The 19,403-nt window shown below is 63.1% G+C and carries 16 protein-coding genes; 7 read left to right on the forward strand and 9 right to left on the reverse strand.

What is annotated here, in order from left to right:
- Positions 1 to 257 precede the first annotated feature (257 nt).
- Both AC04SG_RS22420 and AC04SG_RS22425 read left to right on the forward strand, forming a co-directional pair.
- The gene (locus AC04SG_RS22420) at positions 258 to 710 is read left to right on the forward strand and encodes a DoxX family protein (protein ID WP_488552828.1); all 453 of its coding nucleotides are present in this window, start codon (positions 258 to 260) and stop codon (positions 708 to 710) included.
- Positions 711 to 873: 163 nt separating this feature from the next.
- Positions 874 to 1,854: a complex I NDUFA9 subunit family protein gene (locus tag AC04SG_RS22425; RefSeq protein WP_488552829.1), complete on the forward strand. Its 981-nt coding sequence runs from the start codon at positions 874 to 876 to the stop codon at positions 1,852 to 1,854.
- A gap of 15 nt (positions 1,855 to 1,869) precedes the next feature.
- Here AC04SG_RS22425 and AC04SG_RS22430 read toward each other — a convergent pair whose 3' ends face one another.
- Positions 1,870 to 3,240: a cytochrome P450 gene (locus AC04SG_RS22430; RefSeq protein ID WP_488552830.1), complete on the reverse strand. Its 1,371-nt coding sequence runs from the start codon at positions 3,238 to 3,240 to the stop codon at positions 1,870 to 1,872.
- 217 nt (positions 3,241 to 3,457) lie between these two features.
- Between AC04SG_RS22430 and AC04SG_RS22435 the strand changes: the two genes are divergently transcribed.
- The 3 genes from AC04SG_RS22435 to gyrB all read left to right on the forward strand — a co-directional run bounded on the left by AC04SG_RS22435 (position 3,458) and on the right by gyrB (position 9,360).
- The gene (locus tag AC04SG_RS22435; protein WP_488552831.1) at positions 3,458 to 4,027 is read left to right on the forward strand and encodes an NADPH-dependent FMN reductase; all 570 of its coding nucleotides are present in this window, start codon (positions 3,458 to 3,460) and stop codon (positions 4,025 to 4,027) included.
- A gap of 84 nt (positions 4,028 to 4,111) precedes the next feature.
- Positions 4,112 to 6,742, forward strand: a complete 2,631-nt coding sequence (locus AC04SG_RS22440; protein ID WP_488552832.1) for a caspase family protein — start codon at positions 4,112 to 4,114, stop codon at positions 6,740 to 6,742.
- Between the two features lie 146 nt (positions 6,743 to 6,888).
- The gene (gene gyrB / locus AC04SG_RS22445) at positions 6,889 to 9,360 is read left to right on the forward strand and encodes a DNA topoisomerase (ATP-hydrolyzing) subunit B (RefSeq protein WP_488552833.1); all 2,472 of its coding nucleotides are present in this window, start codon (positions 6,889 to 6,891) and stop codon (positions 9,358 to 9,360) included.
- Positions 9,361 to 9,456: 96 nt separating this feature from the next.
- Here gyrB and AC04SG_RS22450 read toward each other — a convergent pair whose 3' ends face one another.
- Positions 9,457 to 10,908: a hypothetical protein gene (locus AC04SG_RS22450; protein ID WP_488552834.1), complete on the reverse strand. Its 1,452-nt coding sequence runs from the start codon at positions 10,906 to 10,908 to the stop codon at positions 9,457 to 9,459.
- Positions 10,909 to 10,956: 48 nt separating this feature from the next.
- Here AC04SG_RS22450 and AC04SG_RS22455 point away from each other — a divergent pair, with 48 nt between their 5' ends.
- Together AC04SG_RS22455 and AC04SG_RS22460 are read left to right on the forward strand one after the other, a co-directional pair.
- The gene (locus tag AC04SG_RS22455) at positions 10,957 to 11,244 is read left to right on the forward strand and encodes a hypothetical protein (protein WP_352582502.1); all 288 of its coding nucleotides are present in this window, start codon (positions 10,957 to 10,959) and stop codon (positions 11,242 to 11,244) included.
- A 9-nt stretch (positions 11,245 to 11,253) separates the two neighbouring features.
- Positions 11,254 to 12,168 carry a hypothetical protein gene (locus AC04SG_RS22460; RefSeq protein WP_488552835.1) on the forward strand — a complete coding sequence of 305 codons (915 nt, stop codon included), beginning with the start codon at positions 11,254 to 11,256 and terminating at the stop codon, positions 12,166 to 12,168.
- Between the two features lie 74 nt (positions 12,169 to 12,242).
- Here AC04SG_RS22460 and AC04SG_RS22465 read toward each other — a convergent pair whose 3' ends face one another.
- From AC04SG_RS22465 to AC04SG_RS22495, 7 genes are all read right to left on the reverse strand, one after another.
- A complete protein-coding gene (locus AC04SG_RS22465; protein WP_488552836.1) occupies positions 12,243 to 13,640 on the reverse strand; it encodes an NAD(P)(+) transhydrogenase (Re/Si-specific) subunit beta in 1,398 nt (465 codons plus the stop codon).
- A 6-nt stretch (positions 13,641 to 13,646) separates the two neighbouring features.
- Entirely contained in the window at positions 13,647 to 14,072 is a 426-nt protein-coding gene (locus AC04SG_RS22470) for a proton-translocating transhydrogenase family protein (RefSeq protein ID WP_435053189.1), read from the reverse strand.
- Positions 14,072 to 15,319: a Re/Si-specific NAD(P)(+) transhydrogenase subunit alpha gene (locus AC04SG_RS22475; protein ID WP_488552837.1), complete on the reverse strand. Its 1,248-nt coding sequence runs from the start codon at positions 15,317 to 15,319 to the stop codon at positions 14,072 to 14,074. Before AC04SG_RS22475 ends, AC04SG_RS22470 begins: the two co-directional genes overlap by 1 nt.
- Positions 15,320 to 15,400: 81 nt before the next feature.
- A complete protein-coding gene (locus AC04SG_RS22480; protein ID WP_488552838.1) occupies positions 15,401 to 15,625 on the reverse strand; it encodes an aa3-type cytochrome c oxidase subunit IV in 225 nt (74 codons plus the stop codon).
- A 157-nt stretch (positions 15,626 to 15,782) separates the two neighbouring features.
- The gene (locus tag AC04SG_RS22485; protein WP_488552839.1) at positions 15,783 to 15,932 is read right to left on the reverse strand and encodes a DUF3096 domain-containing protein; all 150 of its coding nucleotides are present in this window, start codon (positions 15,930 to 15,932) and stop codon (positions 15,783 to 15,785) included.
- A 107-nt stretch (positions 15,933 to 16,039) separates the two neighbouring features.
- Entirely contained in the window at positions 16,040 to 16,807 is a 768-nt protein-coding gene (locus AC04SG_RS22490; protein WP_488552840.1) for an N-acyl amino acid synthase FeeM domain-containing protein, read from the reverse strand.
- Positions 16,808 to 16,981: 174 nt separating this feature from the next.
- Positions 16,982 to 19,294, reverse strand: coding sequence for a putative bifunctional diguanylate cyclase/phosphodiesterase (locus tag AC04SG_RS22495; RefSeq protein ID WP_488552876.1), 2,313 nt, complete (start codon positions 19,292 to 19,294; stop codon positions 16,982 to 16,984).
- Between the last annotated feature and the right edge of the window lie 109 nt (positions 19,295 to 19,403).

The raw sequence follows: 19,403 nt of genomic DNA on the forward strand, positions 1-19,403 counted from the left end.
ATAGCTGCCGGGTCGGGTTTGCCCGGTCGGTGTCTTCTGTCGGATGCGTTTAGGGCCGGGGCGGGCGTTTGCCGTCTCAGGTCAGCCGCCTCGAGCCCTGTCTCGACCGTTGCGTCACCCGGAAAACCCCGCTTCGGCGGGGTTTTCTGCGTCTCATGCCAGCCGCGCTAAACATGACGTTGAAAGTTAACTTTTGTTAACTTGACTTGCCGGGGACCATCGGGCGTTTGCAAGGGGTCATCACAACAGGAGCTACGATGTCCGTAACCACCGACGCTTCCCGCGAGAGACTGATCATCCCGGCGTTTGGCCGCCTGTATTCGTCGCTGCATGACGGCGTGGAAACCCTGCTTCGCGTCATCGCCGGTGGGTTTCTCACCATCCACGGCTCGCAGAAGATCACCAACCCTTTCGGCGCCGCCGAAATGGTCGAAGGTCTCGGCTTCTATCCCGGTGCGTTCTGGTCCCTGCTTTTGTCCTGCACCGAATTCTTCGGCGGCATTTTGATCGCCATCGGCCTGTTGACCCGTCCGGCCGCCTTTGCCGGTATGTTCGTGCTTCTGGTCACCGTCTGGTTCCACTGGATCACGGTCGGCCAGGGGTTTTCCGGCGCCGAAAAGTCGCTTCTTTGGGCGGCGATCCTGCTGTTCTTCGTCATCCGCGGCGGCAACCGCCAATCGGTCGACGCTCGCATCGGCAAGGCGTTCTGAAAGGTGCTTTACTTAGACGCAATTCCGGACGGAAAACCGCTTCACACTTTTCCTGGAATTGCTCAGAAAGGAGGGTGGCAGCGACGACGCGTCACCCTTTGCCTTTGAGCCAAAACGGACTATGAAACGGCTTCAGCCAAGCTTTCGAGCGCCGGAGCCAGCCATGACCGAAATCCTGCAAATCCCCAAGCTCGTGGTCGTCTTCGGCGGCTCCGGTTTTGTCGGCCGTCACATCGTGCGGGCGCTGGCCAAGCGCGGCTACCGCATCCGGGTTCCGGTGCGTCGGCCCGATCTCGCGGGCCATCTGCAGCCGCTCGGCAATGTCGGCCAGATCCAGCCGGTGCAGGCCAATGTGCGCGTGCGTTGGTCGGTCGACCGCGCCGTCCAGGGCGCCGACCACGTCATCAACCTGGTCGCCGTCCTGCATGAGAGCGGCCGGCAGAAATTCAACACCTTGCACGAGTTCGGGGCCCGCGCCGTTGCCGAGGCCGCGCGCTCGGTCGGTGCCGGGCTCACCCACATTTCGGCGCTTGGCGCCGACCTCAACGCCGAGTCCGACTATGCCCGAACCAAGGCGCTCGGTGAAAAGGCTGTGCTGGAGACCGTTCCCGACGCCGTCATCTTCCGTCCCTCGATCAATTTCGGACCGGAAGACAGCTTCTTCAACCGTTTCGCCGACATGGCGCGCTATTCGCCGGTGCTGCCGCTGATCGGCGGCGGCCAGACCAAGTTCCAGCCGGTCTATGTCGGCGATGTCGCCGAGGCGGTGGCGCGTTCGGTCGAAGGCAAGATCAAGGGCGGCCAGATCTACGAGCTCGGCGGGCCGCAGGTGCTCACCTTCAAGGAGTGCATGGAAGAGCTGCTGACCGTCATCGAACGCAAGCGGCTCCTGGTGCCGGTGCCGTGGTGGGTGGCCAACCTGCAGGCCTCGATCCTCGGCCTGTTGCCCAATCCGCCTTTGACCAAGGACCAGGTGCTGCAGCTGCGCCAGCACAACATCGTCTCGGAGGCGGCGATCAAGGCCAACAGGACGCTTGCCGGCCTCGATATCCAGCCGCAGTCGATTGGCAGCATCCTACCGAGCTACCTCTGGCGTTTCCGCGCCGCCGGCCAGTTCCAGCGCAAGCCCGCAGGCATCGCGTAACTAAGGCGTCACGCCCTAAACGCGCCGCGTCACCTGCATCGGCAGGCCGCCCTGCGGCTGCGTCGTCAATTTCTGCACCGGCCACGGTTTGGTTTCGGCCGTCACATCGAAGCGGAAGCGCGACAGCATGATGGCGAGCGCAATGATCGCCTCCTGCATGGCGAAGCTGGCGCCGATGCAGATGCGCGGACCGGCGCCGAAAGGCAGATATTGGAAGCGGTCGATCTTCTCGCGGTTTCCCGGATGGAAGCGCTCGGGCATGAAGGCGTCGGGCCTGTCCCACAATTTTCTGTGCCGGTGCACGACCCAGGGCATCACCAGCACGGCGGCGCGCTTGGGCAGCACCAGGTCGTTCCAGGTCTCCGTCTCGATGGGCTCGCGGTTGATCGACGGTGCCGGTGGATAGAGCCGCAGCGCCTCCTCGAAGGCGGCGCGGGTGAAGGGCATGGCGTCCAGCCACTTCGTCGGATCGGGCTCGCGCGCCAGCACCGCATCGATCTCGCGCTCGATTTTTTCGCGCTCCCACGGCGCTTCGGCAAGGCAGTAAAGCGTCCAGCCGAGCGCCCGCGCGGTCGTCTCGTGGCCGGCGCCGATGAAGGTGATGATGTTGTCCTCGACCTCGGCGCGCGTCAGCCCGTCCGGGCCTTCGGCCCTGAGCAGAAGCGTCAGGAAATCCTGCGGCGCGGTGTCGGGGTCGCGCTTCAGCCGTTCCTCGCGCATCTTGACCGTATCGGTTACGATCTTGCGGAAGTACGCCATGGTCTTGCGGCCGCGGATGCGGGTCAGCCGCGGCAGCCATTCGGGCGCGCGCAACAGATCCAGCGGATCGACGCGGCCCATGGTCTCGAACAGGCGGTCGATCTCCTGCGCGAAACTGCCGGGCTCGCCCGAAATCTCGTCGGAAAACAGCGTTTCGGCCAGGATATCGTAGGTGAGCAGCGTCATGTCGTGGGCGATATCGGACATGCCGCCACTCTCGTAACGGGTGACGAACTGCATCGTGCGCCGCAGCATCGGCTCGGCAAAGCCGAAGATGTGGCGCGGCGTGAACACCGGCGCCATCGCCTTGCGCGAGCGTTTCCACACCTCGCCCTCGGCGGTCAGCAGGCCGTCGCGCAGGATCGGGCGCAAGATCATCTGGCGCACCGTCGCCATCTTGTAGTTCTTGGCGTTGTCGATCAGCACGTGTTTGATGAGGCCGGGATCGTTGGCGACGATCAGATGCCCGCCGACGCCATTCGCCGAAATCCAGGGTTCGTTGTAGGTGTGCTCGCCCCACAATTCGAGCGGATTGCGATAAACGATCCGCATCATCTCCAGCGTCGAAGGCGGCGTCGTGCGCGGCTTGGGCGCCGGCGGCACGAAGGGGACGGGCTGCGTGTCCATGAGGTACTCCGCTGATGCCTCAATGTAGTGGCTGGCAATCGGGGCGTCCATGTGACCGAAGGGCAGACCGGAACCCTGCATCGCGGGCATGCTTCGACTGACAGCCTGTTCATCGGATCGTGACCGCCTGTGAAACGGCTGCGCCTTGTCCAGCAGGGCACTCTGCAGTAGGTGACAGTCACCAACAGATACTGCCAACCGCCCAGGAGAGCCCGCCTTGAAGCACCAGCTGAACATCATCATCGGCAGCACGCGGCCCGGCCGCGCCGGGCCGGTCTTCGCCCACTGGCTGGAGGGTTTTGCGCGCGAACACGGCAAATTCGAACCGGTGCTGACCGACATTGCCGCATTCCACCTGCCGGTTCTGGACGAACCGCATCACCCGAGGCTTGGCAATTATCAGAACGACCACACCAAAGCCTGGTCGAAGGCCATCGATGCCGCCGACGCCTTTGTGTTCGTGGCGCCGGAGTACAATTATTTCGTTGCGCCGGCGATCGTCAACGCCATCGACTACCTGCTCCGCGAATGGAAATACAAGCCAGCCGCCGTTTTCAGCTATGGCGGCGTCTCCGGCGGCCTGCGCGCCGCGCAGGCGCTGAAGCCGCTGCTGACCTCGGTCGGCATCATGCCGATCCCCGAAGGCGTCGCGCTGCCGCTGTACCAGAAACTGCTGGAGAGCGACGGCTCCTTCAAGGCCAGCGAGCAGGTGCAGGGCGGAACCAAAGCCATGCTGGATGAGCTGTCGCGCTGGAGCGAGGCGCTGAAGCCGATGCGGGCTGCGTAAAGCAGCCGGTATTCGGCCCCGGCTTGCTCATGCCATAAAGAGATGGAATGGTCGGCAGGTGACTGAGCCGGGGGGCGGTTCGACTTGCGGTTTTTGTTTGCCTTGCTGCTGATGCTTGCGACGACCGCTATCGCTGCGGCGGAGCGGCGCGTGGCGCTGGTCATTGCCGATGACGACTATCGGCTGGTGCGGAAGCTCTCCAATCCGGTCAATGACGGCGAGGCGATGGAAGCGGCGCTGAAAAAGCTTGGCTTCGAAGTCGTCCTCGAAACCAACCGCGACCTCAGGCGCATGCGCCGTGCGTTGGACGATTTTCGCGAGGACGCCAAGGGCGCCGATGTGGCGCTGGTGTATTTTTCCGGCCATGGCGTCGAAATCTCCGGCGACAACCGGCTGTTGCCGGTCGACGCCGATGCCTCTTCGCTCGACCAGCTGGAAAAGACCAGCCTGCCGCTGGAAGAGGTGCGCGATGCGGTTGCAGCCACTGCCAAGGTCGGGCTGATCGTGCTCGATGCCTGCCGCAGCGATCCGTTCTCCGGGACCAGCGGCGACGGGCGCGGCGCGACATCGCTGATCAAGGATCTGGTGGACAAGGTCAAGCCGGGTCTCGGGCGCATCGGCAAGGCGGAAAACATCCTGTTCGCCTTCTCGGCCGCGCCCGGCGAGACGGCCGCCGACGGAACCGGCGCGAATTCGCCCTTTACAGCGGCGCTGACCAAATATCTCGGTACCGAAGGGCTTGAGATACGCTCGGTGCTGACGCTGGTGCAGCAGGAGGTCTATGACCTCAGCCGCGGCAAGCAATTGCCCTATGTCGAGAACGGACTGCCGAAGCTGTTCTTTGCCTCGGCGGCCAAGGAGCAATTGCCGGAGCGCGAACGGCTGCTGCTCGCCATGGCGGATGTGACGCCCGAGATGCGCGGCGCGGTCGAACGGGTCGCCAGCGATGCCGACATGCCGCTGGCGCCGCTCTATGGCGCGCTGATCAGCACCGATAACAGCCATCTCTCCGGCGAAAGCCTGGACGCCCGGCTGCGCGAGGCCGCCGACGCCTTCGTCAAGGTGCGTGACGACATGAAGACCCTGGCCGCCGATGATCCGACGGTGACGGCGCTGCGCCGGCAGGCCGAAGAGCAGTTGTCGCTCGGCGCCTTCGATGGCGCACGCGTGATCCTTGCCAAGGCCGCCGACATCGACAATGTCTCGCGCAACACATTGAAGTCCAAATTCGTCAGCCGCACCCTTTCCGAGGCCGCGACGCGCTTTCTGTCAGGCGGCGCGGCACGCGCCAGCCTCGACTATGCCACCGCCATCAAGGACTATGAAACGGTGCTGTCGCTCTACGGCGAGGCCGGGCAGACCTCGCTCAGCCTGGAACAGGCCGACCGGCAGAGCCGCACGCTGGAAGAACTCGGTATCCTCTATACGACGGTCGGCAATGTCGAAGCAGCCGGCCGCGCCTTCACCGCACTGCTGGCCAATCTCGAGCAGCGGGCGCGTCAGGAAACCGACCCCAGCGTCAAACGCGATCTCGCCATCGGCCATATCAAGCTCGCCAACATAAAGATGGCGCAAGGCGACCTGTCGGCCTCTCTGCAAAACTATGAGGCGGCCAGGGACATGCTGCAGGATCTGACCGCAAAGGCCCGTGACAAAAAAGACTGGCTCGGCGATCTGGCCATGGCCAATGACAAGATCGGCAATGTGCTGGCGACGCAAGGTGATGTGGGTGCGGCAGCCCAGGCCTATCAGCAAAGCCTGGCCATCAAGCAGCAATTGGCCAATGCCGAGCCGAACAGCGTCTATTTGCTGCGCGACCTGACCATTACCTATGACGAAATCGGCGATCTTGCCCGCACCGCCGGCCAGCTGGATGGCGCCCAGACGGCGTTCGAAGAGAGCCTGAGAATTCGGCTGGCGCTGGCGCAGAATAATCCCGATGACCCCAGGCACCAGCACGCTGTCTCCGTCAGCTACACCAGAATCGGCGATGTTCTGCGCGAGCGTGGCGACGCTGCCGGTGCGCTCGACGCCTACAACAAGAGCCAGGTGATCGCCGAAGCGCTTGTGCGGCGCGACTCAAACAACACCGATTTGAAGCGCGACCTGTCGGTCGGTTACGTCAAGATCGGCAAAGCTTACAGCGACCAGAAGGATTGGCCGCTCGCGCTGGAGTCTTTCCAGCAGGCGCTGGCCACGGCGCGCGACCTTGCCGCCATCGATCCCGGCAACACGGACTGGCAGCGCGACCTGTCTGTGTGTCTCGAACAGGTCGCCGAGGTGCTTAGAGAGCAGGGCGATGCCAGCGGTGCTCTGCAAAACTATCAGGACAGTCTTGCTATAGCCGACCGGCTGGCCAGGCTCGATCCTGCCAATTCGAACTGGCAGCGCGATATGTCGATCACCCTGCAGAAGATCGGCTATCTGGAAACCGACCGACGTCACTTTGAGGGCTCCAAGGCGGCATTCGAAGCCAGCCTCGCCATTGCCCAGAAATTGGCCCAGGCCGATCCGGACAATGCGATCTGGCAAATCGATCTGGCGCGCGCCTACGTCGCCTATGCCTATGTGGCGAGGGATCCGAAGGCTGCGCTGACCAAGGCGCTCAAGCTGACGCTGGAGCTCGACCGTACGGGACGGCTGGCGCCCGGGGACAAATTCATGATCAAATATTTGCGCAACCTTCTGGCCCATTCCAACGCCCGAAAAAAATAGCCGGCTGCCGGCTGGGGATTCGGTCCCCGAAATCCCCGCAAACCTTGGAAAAACCGCCTTTAGCGCCTATATCTAACCAATATCAGAGGCGCGATTCGGGGTCGATTTTTCGCGCTGCACAAGCGGCATCTAGACAACAGGTTTTCATGAGCGACCAGACCGAGAACACCAACGGCGTCGAAGCCGAATACGGCGCCGATTCCATCAAGGTTTTGAAGGGGTTGGACGCTGTCCGCAAGCGGCCGGGCATGTATATCGGAGACACCGACGACGGCTCGGGCCTGCATCACATGGTCTATGAGGTGGTCGACAACGCCATCGACGAGGCGCTGGCCGGCCATGCCGACCTGGTGACGGTGACGCTCAATCCCGACGGTTCGGTCACCGTTATCGACAATGGCCGCGGCATTCCGACCGATATCCACACCGGCGAAGGCATTTCGGCGGCCGAAGTGATCATGACGCAGCTGCATGCCGGCGGCAAATTCGACCAGAATTCCTACAAGGTGTCAGGCGGCCTGCATGGCGTCGGCGTCTCAGTGGTCAATGCGCTCTCGGCCTGGCTGAAGCTGAAAATCCGCCGCAACGGCCAGATTTTCGAAATGAGCTTCACGCACGGCAATTCCGACGCGCCGCTCAAGGCCACCGGCAGTTATAAGCAGAACAAGCAGCCCGGCACCTATGAAGGGCGCAGCGGCTCCGAAATCACCTTCTTTCCGTCGTCAGAAACCTTCACCATGGTCGAGTTCGACTTCGGCACGCTGGAGCACCGGCTGCGCGAACTCGCCTTCCTGAATTCCGGCGTGCGCATCATTTTGACCGATGCCCGCCATGCCGATCTCGTGCGTCATGAGCTGCACTATGATGGCGGGCTGGAAGAGTTCGTCAAATATCTCGACCGGGTCAAGAAACCGCTGATCGACAAGCCGATCGCCATCAAGGCCGAGCGCGACGGTATCACCGTCGAAGTGGCGATGTGGTGGAACGACAGCTACCACGAGAATGTGCTTGCCTTCACCAACAACATCCCGCAGCGCGATGGCGGCACCCATCTCGCCGGCTTTCGTGGCGCGCTGACGCGCCAGATCACCGGCTATGGCGAGTCCTCGGGTCTGACCAAGAAGGAAAAGGTGGCGCTGATCGGCGACGATTGCCGCGAAGGCCTGACGGCGGTGCTATCGGTCAAGGTTCCTGACCCGAAATTCTCCTCGCAGACCAAGGACAAGCTCGTTTCTTCAGAAGTCCGTCCGGTGGTCGAAGGCCTGGTCAACGAGGCGCTTGGCACCTGGCTCGAAGAACACCCGACCGAAGGCAAGGTGGTCATCGACAAGGTGATCCAGGCGGCCGCCGCGCGCGAGGCGGCGCGCAAGGCGCGCGACATCACCCGCAAGAGTTCGCTCGGCGTCACCTCGCTGCCCGGCAAGCTGGCCGATTGCCAGGAACGCGACCCGGCGAAATCCGAAATCTTCATCGTCGAGGGTGACTCGGCCGGCGGCTCGGCCAAGGGCGGCCGTTCGCGCCAGAACCAGGCGATCCTGCCTTTGCGCGGCAAGATCCTCAATGTCGAGCGTGCCCGCTTCGACCGCATGCTCGGCTCCGAGATGATCGGCACGCTGATCACCGCGCTCGGCACCTCGATCGGCAAGGACGAGTTCAACGCCGACAAATTGCGCTACCACAAGATCATCCTGATGACCGACGCCGACGTCGACGGAGCTCATATCAGGACCTTGCTGCTCACCTTCTTCTTCCGGCAGATGCCGGAGCTGATTGAGCGCGGCCATCTCTACATCGCCCAGCCGCCGCTCTACAAAGTGACACGCGGAAAAAGCTCGCAATACATCAAGGACGAAAGCGCTTTCGAGGAGTTCCTGATCGGCTCCGGGCTGGAGGAGGCGTCGCTGACACTCGCCTCCGGCGAGGCGCGGGCCGGGCAGGATCTGCGCGGGTCCATCGACGATGCGCTGGCGGTGCGCCAGCTCATCAACGGTCTGCACACGCGCTACAACAGGGGCGTGGTCGAGCAGGCGGCGATTGCCGGCGCGCTCAATGCCGATGTGCTCAACGATCTTGGCCGCGCCAACGCCATGGCCGAACGCGTCGCCCAGCGTCTCGACATCATCGCCGAGGACACCGAGCGCGGCTGGACCGGCCGCCTGTCGACCTCCAATGAAGGCGTCGGCGGCTATGTCTTCGAGCGCACGGTGCGCAGCGTCAAGGAATTCGCGCAGCTCGACGCCGGGCTGATCAATTCGGCCGACGCACGCCAGCTCGACCGCTATGCGCCGCGCCTCATAGAGGTCTATGGCGAGCCGCCGGTGCTGCGCCGCAAGGATGTCTCCGAAACCATTTCGGGGCCGCTGGCGCTGCTCAACGCGGTGTTTGCGACCGGCCGCAAGGGCCTGACCATGCAGCGCTACAAGGGCCTTGGCGAGATGAACGCCGAGCAGCTATGGGAAACCACGCTCGACCCGAATGTGCGCTCGCTGCTGCAGGTCAAGGTCAATGACGCGACCGATGCTGACAGCTTGTTTTCGCGGCTGATGGGCGACGAGGTCGAACCGCGGCGCGAATTCATCCAGGACAACGCGCTGTCGGTAGCCAATCTGGATATTTGAGGACGGACGCCTCGCTATCGCTTCGTCATCCTAGGATGACGAAGTCGGGAAGGCTTCCGCCAATCTCCACCGATGAACCGCTCTCGACACCGCCGCTCAGCTCGGTTCCAGTTTGCGGCCAAGGTCGACGGCGTCGCGCAGCACTTGCAGATGCGAGCGCGGCGCGGCGTCTGCCGGCGGGGCGACCTCGCCGCCGGTTGCCGTCAATGACCAATAGAGCGTGTGGGTGAAGAGGCGGCCGAGCGCGCTGTGCAGCTCGACCTGGATATTCTCGACGCCGGGGCCGAAATTTTCCGTCATCGGTCCCGAAATGGGATCGCCTGTCGCCCAGCCATTGCCGCGATCGAAGACGTTGGTCCAGCGCGTTGCCGCAAACACCGCGCCATGATGCACCGCGCGCTGCGCCTTGCCTGCAGCGCTGTGACCTTCCTGATAAAGCACGGTGCCTCCGGCCCGCCCGCTATCGGCAATCGGTGGGCAAGCCGAAAACAGCCGCTCGGCAAGGCCGCGCCTGAATTCAGCGAGATTGTAGGTCACCAGGAACTCGCTGTGGGAGAGCGGGCTGCCAAGGGTGACGAAATCGCTGATCTTCCACGGCAACGGATGGTCGGCATCCTTGGTCCGAAGCTGCTGGTAGAGCGCCCATTGGCCGCGCCGGAATCCCGCGAGGTCTTCAAGGTTCTTTGGCCACGCTAACCCATCAGAGCCGAGCGTTGCATTGTCGACGGCCTCGACCGCCGCCAGTTTGGCCTTGTCGCGGACCGCTTCCAGCCTTCGCGGCCGGAACTCGGCCCACAAGATCTGCAGCAGATCATAGGCGATGATCGATCCCAGGCTGTGCGAGACCAGCACGATCCGGTCATAGCTGTCGTCCATCATCAGACGCCTGAGCAGCGTCAGGCCGCGGTCGCGGATCAGCGCCCGCTTCTCGATCGTTGCCGCCTCGGCGCGCACATAGGCGGCGACGTCGCCGAAATAGGGCAGGGCGAACTGGTCGACCGCCCAGATGATGAAAGAGGCGAGAGCGGTGATCACGAGGCCGGTAGCCACGGACACAGCCTGCTGCCAGACCGACGTCGCCAGCACCAGTGCCGCGCCGAGAATGAGGATGACGATCAAAAGCGTGGCGACATAGAGCTTGCGGGCGTCAGGCGGAATATCGGCGGGCTTGCGCCACAACAGGTTGGTCACCCAGGCGGCCAGCCGTCCGCGCGTCGTGCCTTGCGTGATGTCGGCCCAATAGAGTTCGTAGAAATCGGTGCGGCGGCCATCGACATCGTAGGGCGTGGTGATGCGGCGCAGCTCATGCGACTTGGTCCGGCTGTCGGGCGTGATCCAGCTCTGGTTAATCGTGGCGCTGGGATTGTCGGGATCAGGGATCTGGGCGTAAGGCGGAGCGCGGGTGGGATCGCTGCTCCAGACCGCGTGGACAAAGCCGCGCAGCGTATCCATAGGCCGCTGCTCACCCATGCCATGTACGATCACCACCGCCTGGCTGGGCTTGTGCGGCGCTCTTTTGGAAACCGGCGAGGCGACAGCTTTGGGCACCAACGTCTCCGTTGACGGCAATCCCGTCGACTGGACGGGATTGTTTCCATGCTACCCCCGGATGCTTCCCCGAGCCAACAATACACCGCAGCCGATGCGGAACTCCGTGAACCAATCCACAGTTTTGCAGTCTTGGCGCGTGCCAACGCGCCAAATAGTTCCATTCCCGGCAAACAAAATCATTTCATTGCCCGCCGGAACGGAAGTCGCCGCAAGACATTGTCAAACCATCGATCACGATTTCTCAAGGAGGCTTTCATGGGACGCGGTATTTTGCTCTGGTTGCTCGGTATTCCGATCCCGATCATCATTCTCATCATGCTGTTCGTGCGGTAGGAGGCGTCGATGCAGCCCACCGTATCGGCTATTGACCTATCCGCTTCGGAAGAATCCTCCGCCACGGCCGTCAGCTGGGGACCGATCATCGCCGGCGCTTTTGCGGCCTCGACGCTGACCTTCATCCTCATGCTGCTCGGCTCGGGGCTGGGGCTGACCATGGTCTCGCCATGGTCCGGCACCGGCGCCTCGCTGACTACCTTCGCGGTGTCCGGAGCGATCTGGCTCATCATCGTGCAATGGCTGTCCTCCGGTGTCGGCGGCTACCTCGCCGGACGCCTGCGGACCAAATGGGTCGGCGTTCACACCGACGAGGTCTATTTCCGCGACACCGCGCACGGCTTCCTCGCCTGGGCGCTGGCGACGCTGCTGGTCGTCGGCGTGCTCGGTTCGGCGCTTTCTGCTGTGATCGGGTCAGGTGTGCAGGCGGCTTCGACTGTGGCGTCGGGCGCCGCCATGGGTGCTTCGGCCGGCGCATCCGCCAATGCTGGCGCATCGGCCGACAATGCGACGTCCTATCTCGTGGATTCGTTGTTCCGGCCCGCCGATGCCACCAAGCTGGCGGCCGCCAATCCGGACAGCGACGCCGCAGCGGTCGGACAGGCCTCGCGCATCCTGATCGCCAGTGCGGCGGCAGGCGGGATTTCGGCTGACGACAAGACCTATCTGTCGCAGCTGGTCGCCGCCCGCACCGGTCTCTCGGAGGCCGACGCCAAAGCACGCGTCGACGCGCTTGTGGCCAAGGTCGAGGACGCCAAGGTCAAGGCAAAGCAGGCCGCCGACACCGCCAGGAAAGGCAGCGCCACCTTTGCCCTGCTTGGCGCCCTATCGCTGGTTATCGGCGCCTTCATCGCCAGTGCTGCCGCAGCGCTGGGCGGCAGGCAACGCGACGAGCAGGAAGCGGTTTTTATCGCCAACCGCTGAAGCAGCTACGCCACTGAAGGCAAAAGCCCGGCCGCACCAAGGCCGGGCTTTTTTTTCCTTCTGAATCGGCTGGATCAGTGATCCATGGCCTTGACGATTTCCTCGGTCATCTTCTTGGCGTCGCCGAGCAGCATCATGGTGCCGTCCTTGTAGAACAGCGTGTTGTCGATGCCGGCATAGCCGGAGCCGAGCGAGCGCTTGACGAACAGGCAGGTTCGCGCCTTGTCGACGTCGAGGATCGGCATGCCGTAGATAGGGCTGCTCTTGTCGTCACGGGCCGACGGATTGGTGACGTCGTTGGCGCCGATGACATAGGCGACATCGGCCTGCGCGAACTCGGAATTGATGTCTTCCAGCTCGAACACTTCGTCGTAGGGCACGTTGGCTTCGGCAAGCAGCACGTTCATGTGGCCGGGCATCCGGCCGGCGACCGGGTGGATGGCGTATTTCACGTCGACGCCATTGGCCTTCAGCTTGTCGGCCATTTCGCGCAGCGCATGCTGCGCCTGGGCGACCGCCATGCCGTAGCCCGGCACGATGATGACCTTCTGCGCGTTCATCATCAAATAGGCGGCGTCATCGGCCGAGCCCTGCTTGACCGTGCGCTCTATCCCGTCATCGGCCGCCGCAGCCGTTTCACCGCCGAAGCCGCCGAGGATGACCGAGATGAACGATCGGTTCATGCCTTTGCACATGATGTAGGACAGGATCGCGCCGGACGAGCCGACCAGCGCGCCGGTGATGATCAGCGCCAGATTGCCGAGGGTGAAACCAAGCGCGGCGGCTGCCCAGCCGGAATAGGAATTCAGCATCGAGACAACGACCGGCATGTCGGCGCCGCCGATCGGGATGATCAGCAGGACGCCGAGCAGCAGCGAGGCGGCGACGATCAGCCAGAACACCAGCTTCGCCTCGGTGGTGACCAGAAGCACGATCAGCACGATCAGCGCGACGCCGAGGACGGCGTTGATGAGGTGACGGCCGCCGATCATGATCGGCTTGCCCGACATGCGGCCGTCGAGCTTGAGGAAGGCAATGACCGAACCGGTGAAGGTGATGGCGCCGATGGCGACGCCAAGGCTCATCTCGATCAGGGCCTGGGCGTGGATGTCGCCATTGGTGCCGATGCCAAAGCTTTCCGGTGCGTAGATGGCGGCAGCGGCCACCATGACGGCGGCGAGGCCGACCAGCGAGTGGAAAGCGGCGACCAGCTGCGGCATCGAGGTCATGGCGATGCGGCGCGCGGTGACGGCGCCAACGCCGCCGCCGATGGCCAGACCAAGCACGATCAGGCCGAAGCCGCCGGCCGAAGGCACGGCCAGAGCCAGCGTGGTGGCAATGGCGATGCCCATGCCGATCATGCCGTACAGATTGCCCTGGCGGCTGGTGGTCGGATGCGACAGGCCGCGCAGCGCCATGATGAACAGGACGCCGGAGACCAGATAGAGGAAGGACGCGAAGTTGGCGTTCATGGCGCTCTACTTGTCCTTCTTCTTGTACATGGCCAGCATGCGCTGGGTGACCAGGAAGCCGCCGAAGATGTTGACCGAGACCAGCATCAGCGCGACGAAGCCGAAGCCGGTGGCAATGCCCGAGGCCGAGATGCCGACGGCCAGCAGCGCGCCGACGACGATGACCGAGGAGATGGCGTTGGTGACGGCCATCAGCGGCGTGTGCAGTGCCGGGGTCACCGACCAGACAACGTAATAGCCGACGAAGATCGCCAGCACGAAGATGGCGAAGCGGAAGACGAAGGGATCGATGGCGCCACCCGACAGGGCGTGCGCGGCATCACCCGCCGCTTCGGCACCGCCGGGGGCATTGGCCAGATTCTGCACCGCGAGCCGGACGGCGGCACTTGCTTGATCAAGCTGGTCGAGGGCTTTCTGCAAGGTCTGATCCATCACGCGATCCCCTTCGGCTTGGCGGCTTTTTTCGGCGCGGCCTTCTTTGGCGCGGCGTCGGCAACCATGGTTGTCGCCGAAATGGCCGCTGGCTCGACATGCGGCTTTTCCGGCGCCTTGGCGAAGGCCGGATGCACGACCTTGCCGCCATCGGTCAGCATCGTCGCCTTGACCAGGTCATCGTCGCGGTTGATGGCGAGCGTCTTCGTTGTCTTGTCGACCAGTGTTTCCACGAAAGCGAACAGGTTGCGGGCGTAAAGCAGCGAGGCCGACGCAGCGACGCGGCCGGGCACATTGAGGTGTCCGACGATCTTCACATTGTTGGCCGTGGTCACCACCTGACCTGGGACCGCGCCTTCAACATTGCCGCCGCGCTCGACGGCGAGGTCGACGATCACCGAGCCCGGCTTCATCGAGGCGACCATCGCTGCCGATACCAGTTTCGGCGCCGGACGGCCGGGGATCAGCGCGGTGGTGATGACGATGTCCTGCTTGGCGATGTGCTCGGCGGTGAGCGCCGCCTGCTTGGCCTGATATTCCTTCGACATCTCCTTGGCGTAGCCGCCTGCCGTCTCGGCCGCCTTGAACTCCTCGTCCTCGACGGCGAGGAACTTGGCGCCGAGCGATGCCACCTGTTCCTTGGCGGCGGGACGAACGTCGGTGGCGGTGACGACGGCGCCGAGGCGGCGCGCGGTGGCGATCGCCTGCAGGCCGGCGACGCCGACGCCCATGATGAAGATCTTAGCCGCCGGCACCGTACCAGCCGCCGTCATCATCATCGGCAGCGCCCGGTCATATTCCGATGCGCCGTCGATCACCGCCTGGTAGCCGGCAAGATTGGCTTGGCTGGACAACACGTCCATTGACTGGGCGCGGGTGATGCGCGGCATGAATTCCATCGAGAAGGCGGTGACGCCGGCCTTGGCCAGAGCCGCTACAGCGGCATCGTTGCCGTAGGGATCCATGATGGCGATGACCGCCGCACCCGATTTGTAGCCCTTCAGCTCGGCATCCGTCGGCCGGCGCACCTTCAGCACCACATCGGCTTTGCCGGCATCCGCAGCCTTGCCGATCGCGGCACCTGCCTTGGCAAATTCCTCGTCGGGAATGCGCGACCTGGTGCCGGCGCCGGTCTCGACGATGACGTCCAACCCCAACGCCGCAAGTCGCTTCACCGTGTCGGGCGAAGCAGCAACACGCGGCTCGTTGGCGTCGAGTTCACGAGGGATGAAAACCGTCTGCCCCACCGCATGATCCTTTCGGCTGGAACCTGTTTGCGCAACATGGCGGCCGGAGTCCGGCCGCCTTCCGGCAAAGGGTCTGAAAGTCTATCGGAGAATGAAGGCGCCGACGGCCAGGATCAGCGCGAACAAGATGACCGCCGAGAAGAAGCCACCTGCGAAGAAGCCGAAAGCCATGGCCAGGAGCAGGGCGCCGCAAAATAGCGAACCGTATTTGGCCAGCGCCAGAAAGCCGTGATAGGTGCGGTCGTGCTCCGCATAATCCATCTTCGCGCCCAGTTCGACAGGACCGGTCGGCGTGTGATCAGCCATAGGAATACCCCTTCGAAGACATCTTTGAGGCACATAGCGAAAAGCCGGGCCAAGAGCAATGGCGCTATTGCCGCACGACCGGTGACAACAGCCTCAAAGGAATGTTGAAAGCCGGCTATCCGGGCTTCGCGCCGGCCTCAGTCGAAGGTTGAGGATTTCAGCCGGCCAGATGCGGGAACAGGCCGAGCAGTCCGACGACGATCAGGTAAAGGGCGACGATGTAGTTGAGGAGCCGCGGCATCACCAGGATCAGCACGCCGGCGATCAGCGAGATCAGGGGGGTGAGCGCAAGCGAGTGGGTGGTCATGTCGGTTTCCCTTTCGATGGACGCGTCAGGCGCCGCGTCATCCAGAACGCCGAAGCCGCGGGAAAGCTCCAGAAGCAACGTGCTATATTTCGCGTGCTTTGTCAGCGTTACGCAGCTTCGCGGAAATATTTGGCTGTGGGCAGGATGGTCAGCGGCGCGAGCTCGCCGACAGGCGCCTTGGCAAACAGCATACGCCGCTCCAGCGCAGTCGACTGGAAGAAGGGAAAGCGTTGCAGCGTCGGCGCCATGTTCTGCTCGCAGATCGATTCATAGAAGAAGATCGGCATGGTGAAAGGCGGATAGAGGCGCGGCTCGCCGACCTGCACCGAGCCGAAGATGCGATGGTAGAACGCCGTGTGCTCTTCGCGGATCATCGAAATGCAGCTGGTGGCGTTGAAGAAGGTGTTGGCGATGACCGCGAGCCGCAGCGTGACATAGGGCAAGGCCCGGTTGGCCGACGACATTTGCGGATCGATCGCCAGCCGGCTCGGGTCGATGAAGGTTTCGCCGCGCGCCAGCCGCAGCAGCAGCCGGTCGCCGAAAACCGTCATGATCGGCGCTTCAGGGGCCTCGCGGGTCAGGTGATGGAGCCGGACGGTGCTGACGAGCTCGCCGTCCATGAAGACGCCGAAGCAGTAGCAATTGCGCGCCTCGTCAAGATGATCGGCGAGCTTTTGTTCGACGATGGTGTCAAGCAGGCCGTGCGTGTGAAAAGCCTTGTAGCGCAGCCGGTAGACTGCTTCGAGATCCTCGCCGCTTTCGCAGCGCCGGTATTCGATGCGCTCCAGAACGTCGAGCACATTGCGTGCGAACAGGGAAATCGGCTGGGATTTGCCTGCCGCACCCGAAGGCAGGCTTGACTGATGCGTGTCCATTACTTCCCCTCGTACCACCGCCGCACGAGAACAATACCGGACGACCGAAGGAACAAGAAGATGAAACTTAAATCGTCTCCGTTTACCGAACATTAACCTTAACGATTGGTTAACGCCTAGACAATACAACGCCTTTTAAAGCGGCGTTTCAAGCGCAATTTAATCGCGACAAATTCAGGGTTTTGCGAGTTTTGCCACCGGCCGCAATTCCGCGGCGAAAGGCCAGGTCACATTAGACATGGTCTCGATGCCCGACGCGCTCAGTGCCGCGCCGAACAGGAAGCCCTGGACGAGATCCGGCTTCACCGAATGCACCAGGATCTTGAGCTGCTCGAAGGTTTCCACGCCTTCGATGGTGACGGTCAGCCCGAGCACCCGGGTCAGGTCGACAACGCCCTTCAACAGGTCAAGCGAACGCTTGTTCTGGGTCACGTCCATCAGGAACGAACGGTCGATTTTGATCTTGTCGAGCGGCAGCTTGTGGAGATAGCTCAGGCTCGAATAGCCGGTGCCGAAATCGTCGAGCGCAATGCGCACGCCAAGCTGCTTCATCTCCTCGATATACTGGCGCGTCAGCGACTTGTCGTCGAGCAGCGCGGTTTCGGTGACTTCGATCTCGAGGCGGCCGGCGGCGAGCCCCGAACTGGCGAGCGCATCGCGCACCTTCTGGACGACGTCGCGGTTGCGGAAATCCTTGGCCGAAAGGTTGACCGAGACGCTGGTCTGGCCGGGCCATTTGGCGCATTCGACGCACGCCGCCTCGAGCACGAACGTGCTGATCTCGGAAATGATGCCCATTTCTTCGGCCAGCGGAATGAAGACGCTGGGCGAAACTGGCCCGAGATCGGGATGATCCCAGCGGCACAGCGCCTCGCAACTGGCTATGCGCATGGTGCTCATCGCCACGATCGGCTGATAGACCACCCGCAGCGCCTTGCCTTCAACGGCGGTGCGCAGGTCCGCCTTCATCAGCTGGCGGTTGCGGAACGCCGCATCCATCGCGGCCTCGAACAGCCGCCAGTTGTTCTTGCCGAGCTCCTTGGCCTTGTAGAGCGCCAGATCGGCCTTGACGATCATGGCGTCGACATCCGTGTCCTCCACCTTGGACAGCACAGCGCCGGCGCTGGCCTGGATGCGCAGGCCGTGGCCGGCGACATCCACCTCGCCCTGCAGATCGGCGAAAATCTGGTCGAGCAGGCCGGTCAGATGGCTTTCATCCTCGACCCGGTCGAAGAAGATCATGAACTCGTCGCCACCGAAGCGGCTGACATTGACACCTTGACCGGCGACGGCCGCCAGGCGTTCGGCAACGGCGTAGATCAGCCCATCGCCAACCGGATGGCCGAGCGTGTCGTTGACACTCTTGAAATCGTCGAGATCAATCACCGCCAGCGCGCACAGGCGGTCGCGGCTGCCCGACGCCATGGCTTCGCCGACCAGCTCATGGAAATAGGCGCGATTTGGCAGGCCGGTAAGGCTGTCGTAGCGTGCCATGAAGCGGATCTTTTCTTCCGCCTCCACGCGGGCGGTGACGTCCTCGAAGGTGATGACGCCGAGGTCCTGATTGCCTTCGCGTGCCGAGAACTCGAAGTACTGGCCATTGGAGAAGGAGACCAGCACCTTGCGGTCGCGACCCTCGCGCAGCGCGCGTGTCAGCTGCGCCTCGACATAGCGGCAGTCCTTGGGCGCCAGCATGCCGCCGGCGACGCCGCGCAGCAGCAGGGAATGGATCGACCGGCCGAGCAGCTGGTCCGGTGAGCGCAGCGACATCAGATGCGCGGCTTCGGCATTGCCGACGACGACCTTGCCGTCGGGGCCGAGCATGACCAGGCCATGCGACATGGTGTTGAGCGCTCGGTTGAAGCGCTCGGCGAGCCTGGCGGCCGTCTTGCGCTCCGAAATGGCGTTGAACAGCACCGTGCGAACGTGGCTGGCCATGCGGGTGATGATGAAGATGAACGGCACAATGTAGAGGCCGAGGATGAAATCGCCGATATGGCCCTTGAGCATCAGCCCGACCGCGATCGGCATCACGACCGTGAAGGCCTGCACCGCGACCATGGTCTTGGAGCCGTAATTGCGGCCGACGATGGTCACCGTCGAGCCCATTATGACGGCAATGGCAGCGCTTTCCCCGAAGACATCGGGAATGAGATAAATTGAGGTAAAGCAGAAAAGCCCCATGAAGAAAGCCTGGATGGTGCCGCCAACCAGGTAGTAGCGCTCCCACTTCTTGGCCTGTTCATAAGTCTCGAAACTGCCGACGCGCAGGCCTTTGCGGATGCCGTAATAACGGTAGAGGCCGGCCGCAAGCATAAGTGCGGCCAGTGCAAGATAGGCCGGGTGCCCTGAGGTAAAGAAAACGAGAATACCGATAAGGCCGTGGCAAAACGCGCCAATCAGCAGGATCCCCGGATCGTTGAACAACGATCGCACGAACCCAGCATAGACGTCCTCACCTATCTCTGCGGCTTTGTTTTCTTGCATGGCCTGCGGTGTCGCACGAACCGCAGTCATGGCATAATCGCCTTAAGAAAGGTTTAGAGATGCCGTTTCGGCGTCTGCCGTCAAGTCGGCTGTCCCGGCGTAAACCGCG

The organism is Mesorhizobium sp. CNPSo 4684, from assembly GCF_057784315.1.

Coding starts and splice junctions, on each gene's coding strand:
- AC04SG_RS22495 (WP_488552876.1), bottom strand. CDS start 19,294: ATGCAAGAAAACAAAGCCGCAGAGATAGGTGAGGACGTCTATGCTGGG.
- AC04SG_RS22425 (WP_488552829.1), top strand. CDS start 874: ATGACCGAAATCCTGCAAATCCCCAAGCTCGTGGTCGTCTTCGGCGGC.
- AC04SG_RS22470 (WP_435053189.1), bottom strand. CDS start 14,072: ATGGATCAGACCTTGCAGAAAGCCCTCGACCAGCTTGATCAAGCAAGT.
- AC04SG_RS22430 (WP_488552830.1), bottom strand. CDS start 3,240: ATGGACACGCAGCCCGTCCCCTTCGTGCCGCCGGCGCCCAAGCCGCGC.
- AC04SG_RS22460 (WP_488552835.1), top strand. CDS start 11,254: ATGCAGCCCACCGTATCGGCTATTGACCTATCCGCTTCGGAAGAATCC.
- AC04SG_RS22420 (WP_488552828.1), top strand. CDS start 258: ATGTCCGTAACCACCGACGCTTCCCGCGAGAGACTGATCATCCCGGCG.
- AC04SG_RS22480 (WP_488552838.1), bottom strand. CDS start 15,625: ATGGCTGATCACACGCCGACCGGTCCTGTCGAACTGGGCGCGAAGATG.
- AC04SG_RS22455 (WP_352582502.1), top strand. CDS start 10,957: ATGCTACCCCCGGATGCTTCCCCGAGCCAACAATACACCGCAGCCGAT.
- gyrB (WP_488552833.1), top strand. CDS start 6,889: ATGAGCGACCAGACCGAGAACACCAACGGCGTCGAAGCCGAATACGGC.
- AC04SG_RS22485 (WP_488552839.1), bottom strand. CDS start 15,932: ATGACCACCCACTCGCTTGCGCTCACCCCCCTGATCTCGCTGATCGCC.
- AC04SG_RS22490 (WP_488552840.1), bottom strand. CDS start 16,807: ATGGACACGCATCAGTCAAGCCTGCCTTCGGGTGCGGCAGGCAAATCC.
- AC04SG_RS22465 (WP_488552836.1), bottom strand. CDS start 13,640: ATGAACGCCAACTTCGCGTCCTTCCTCTATCTGGTCTCCGGCGTCCTG.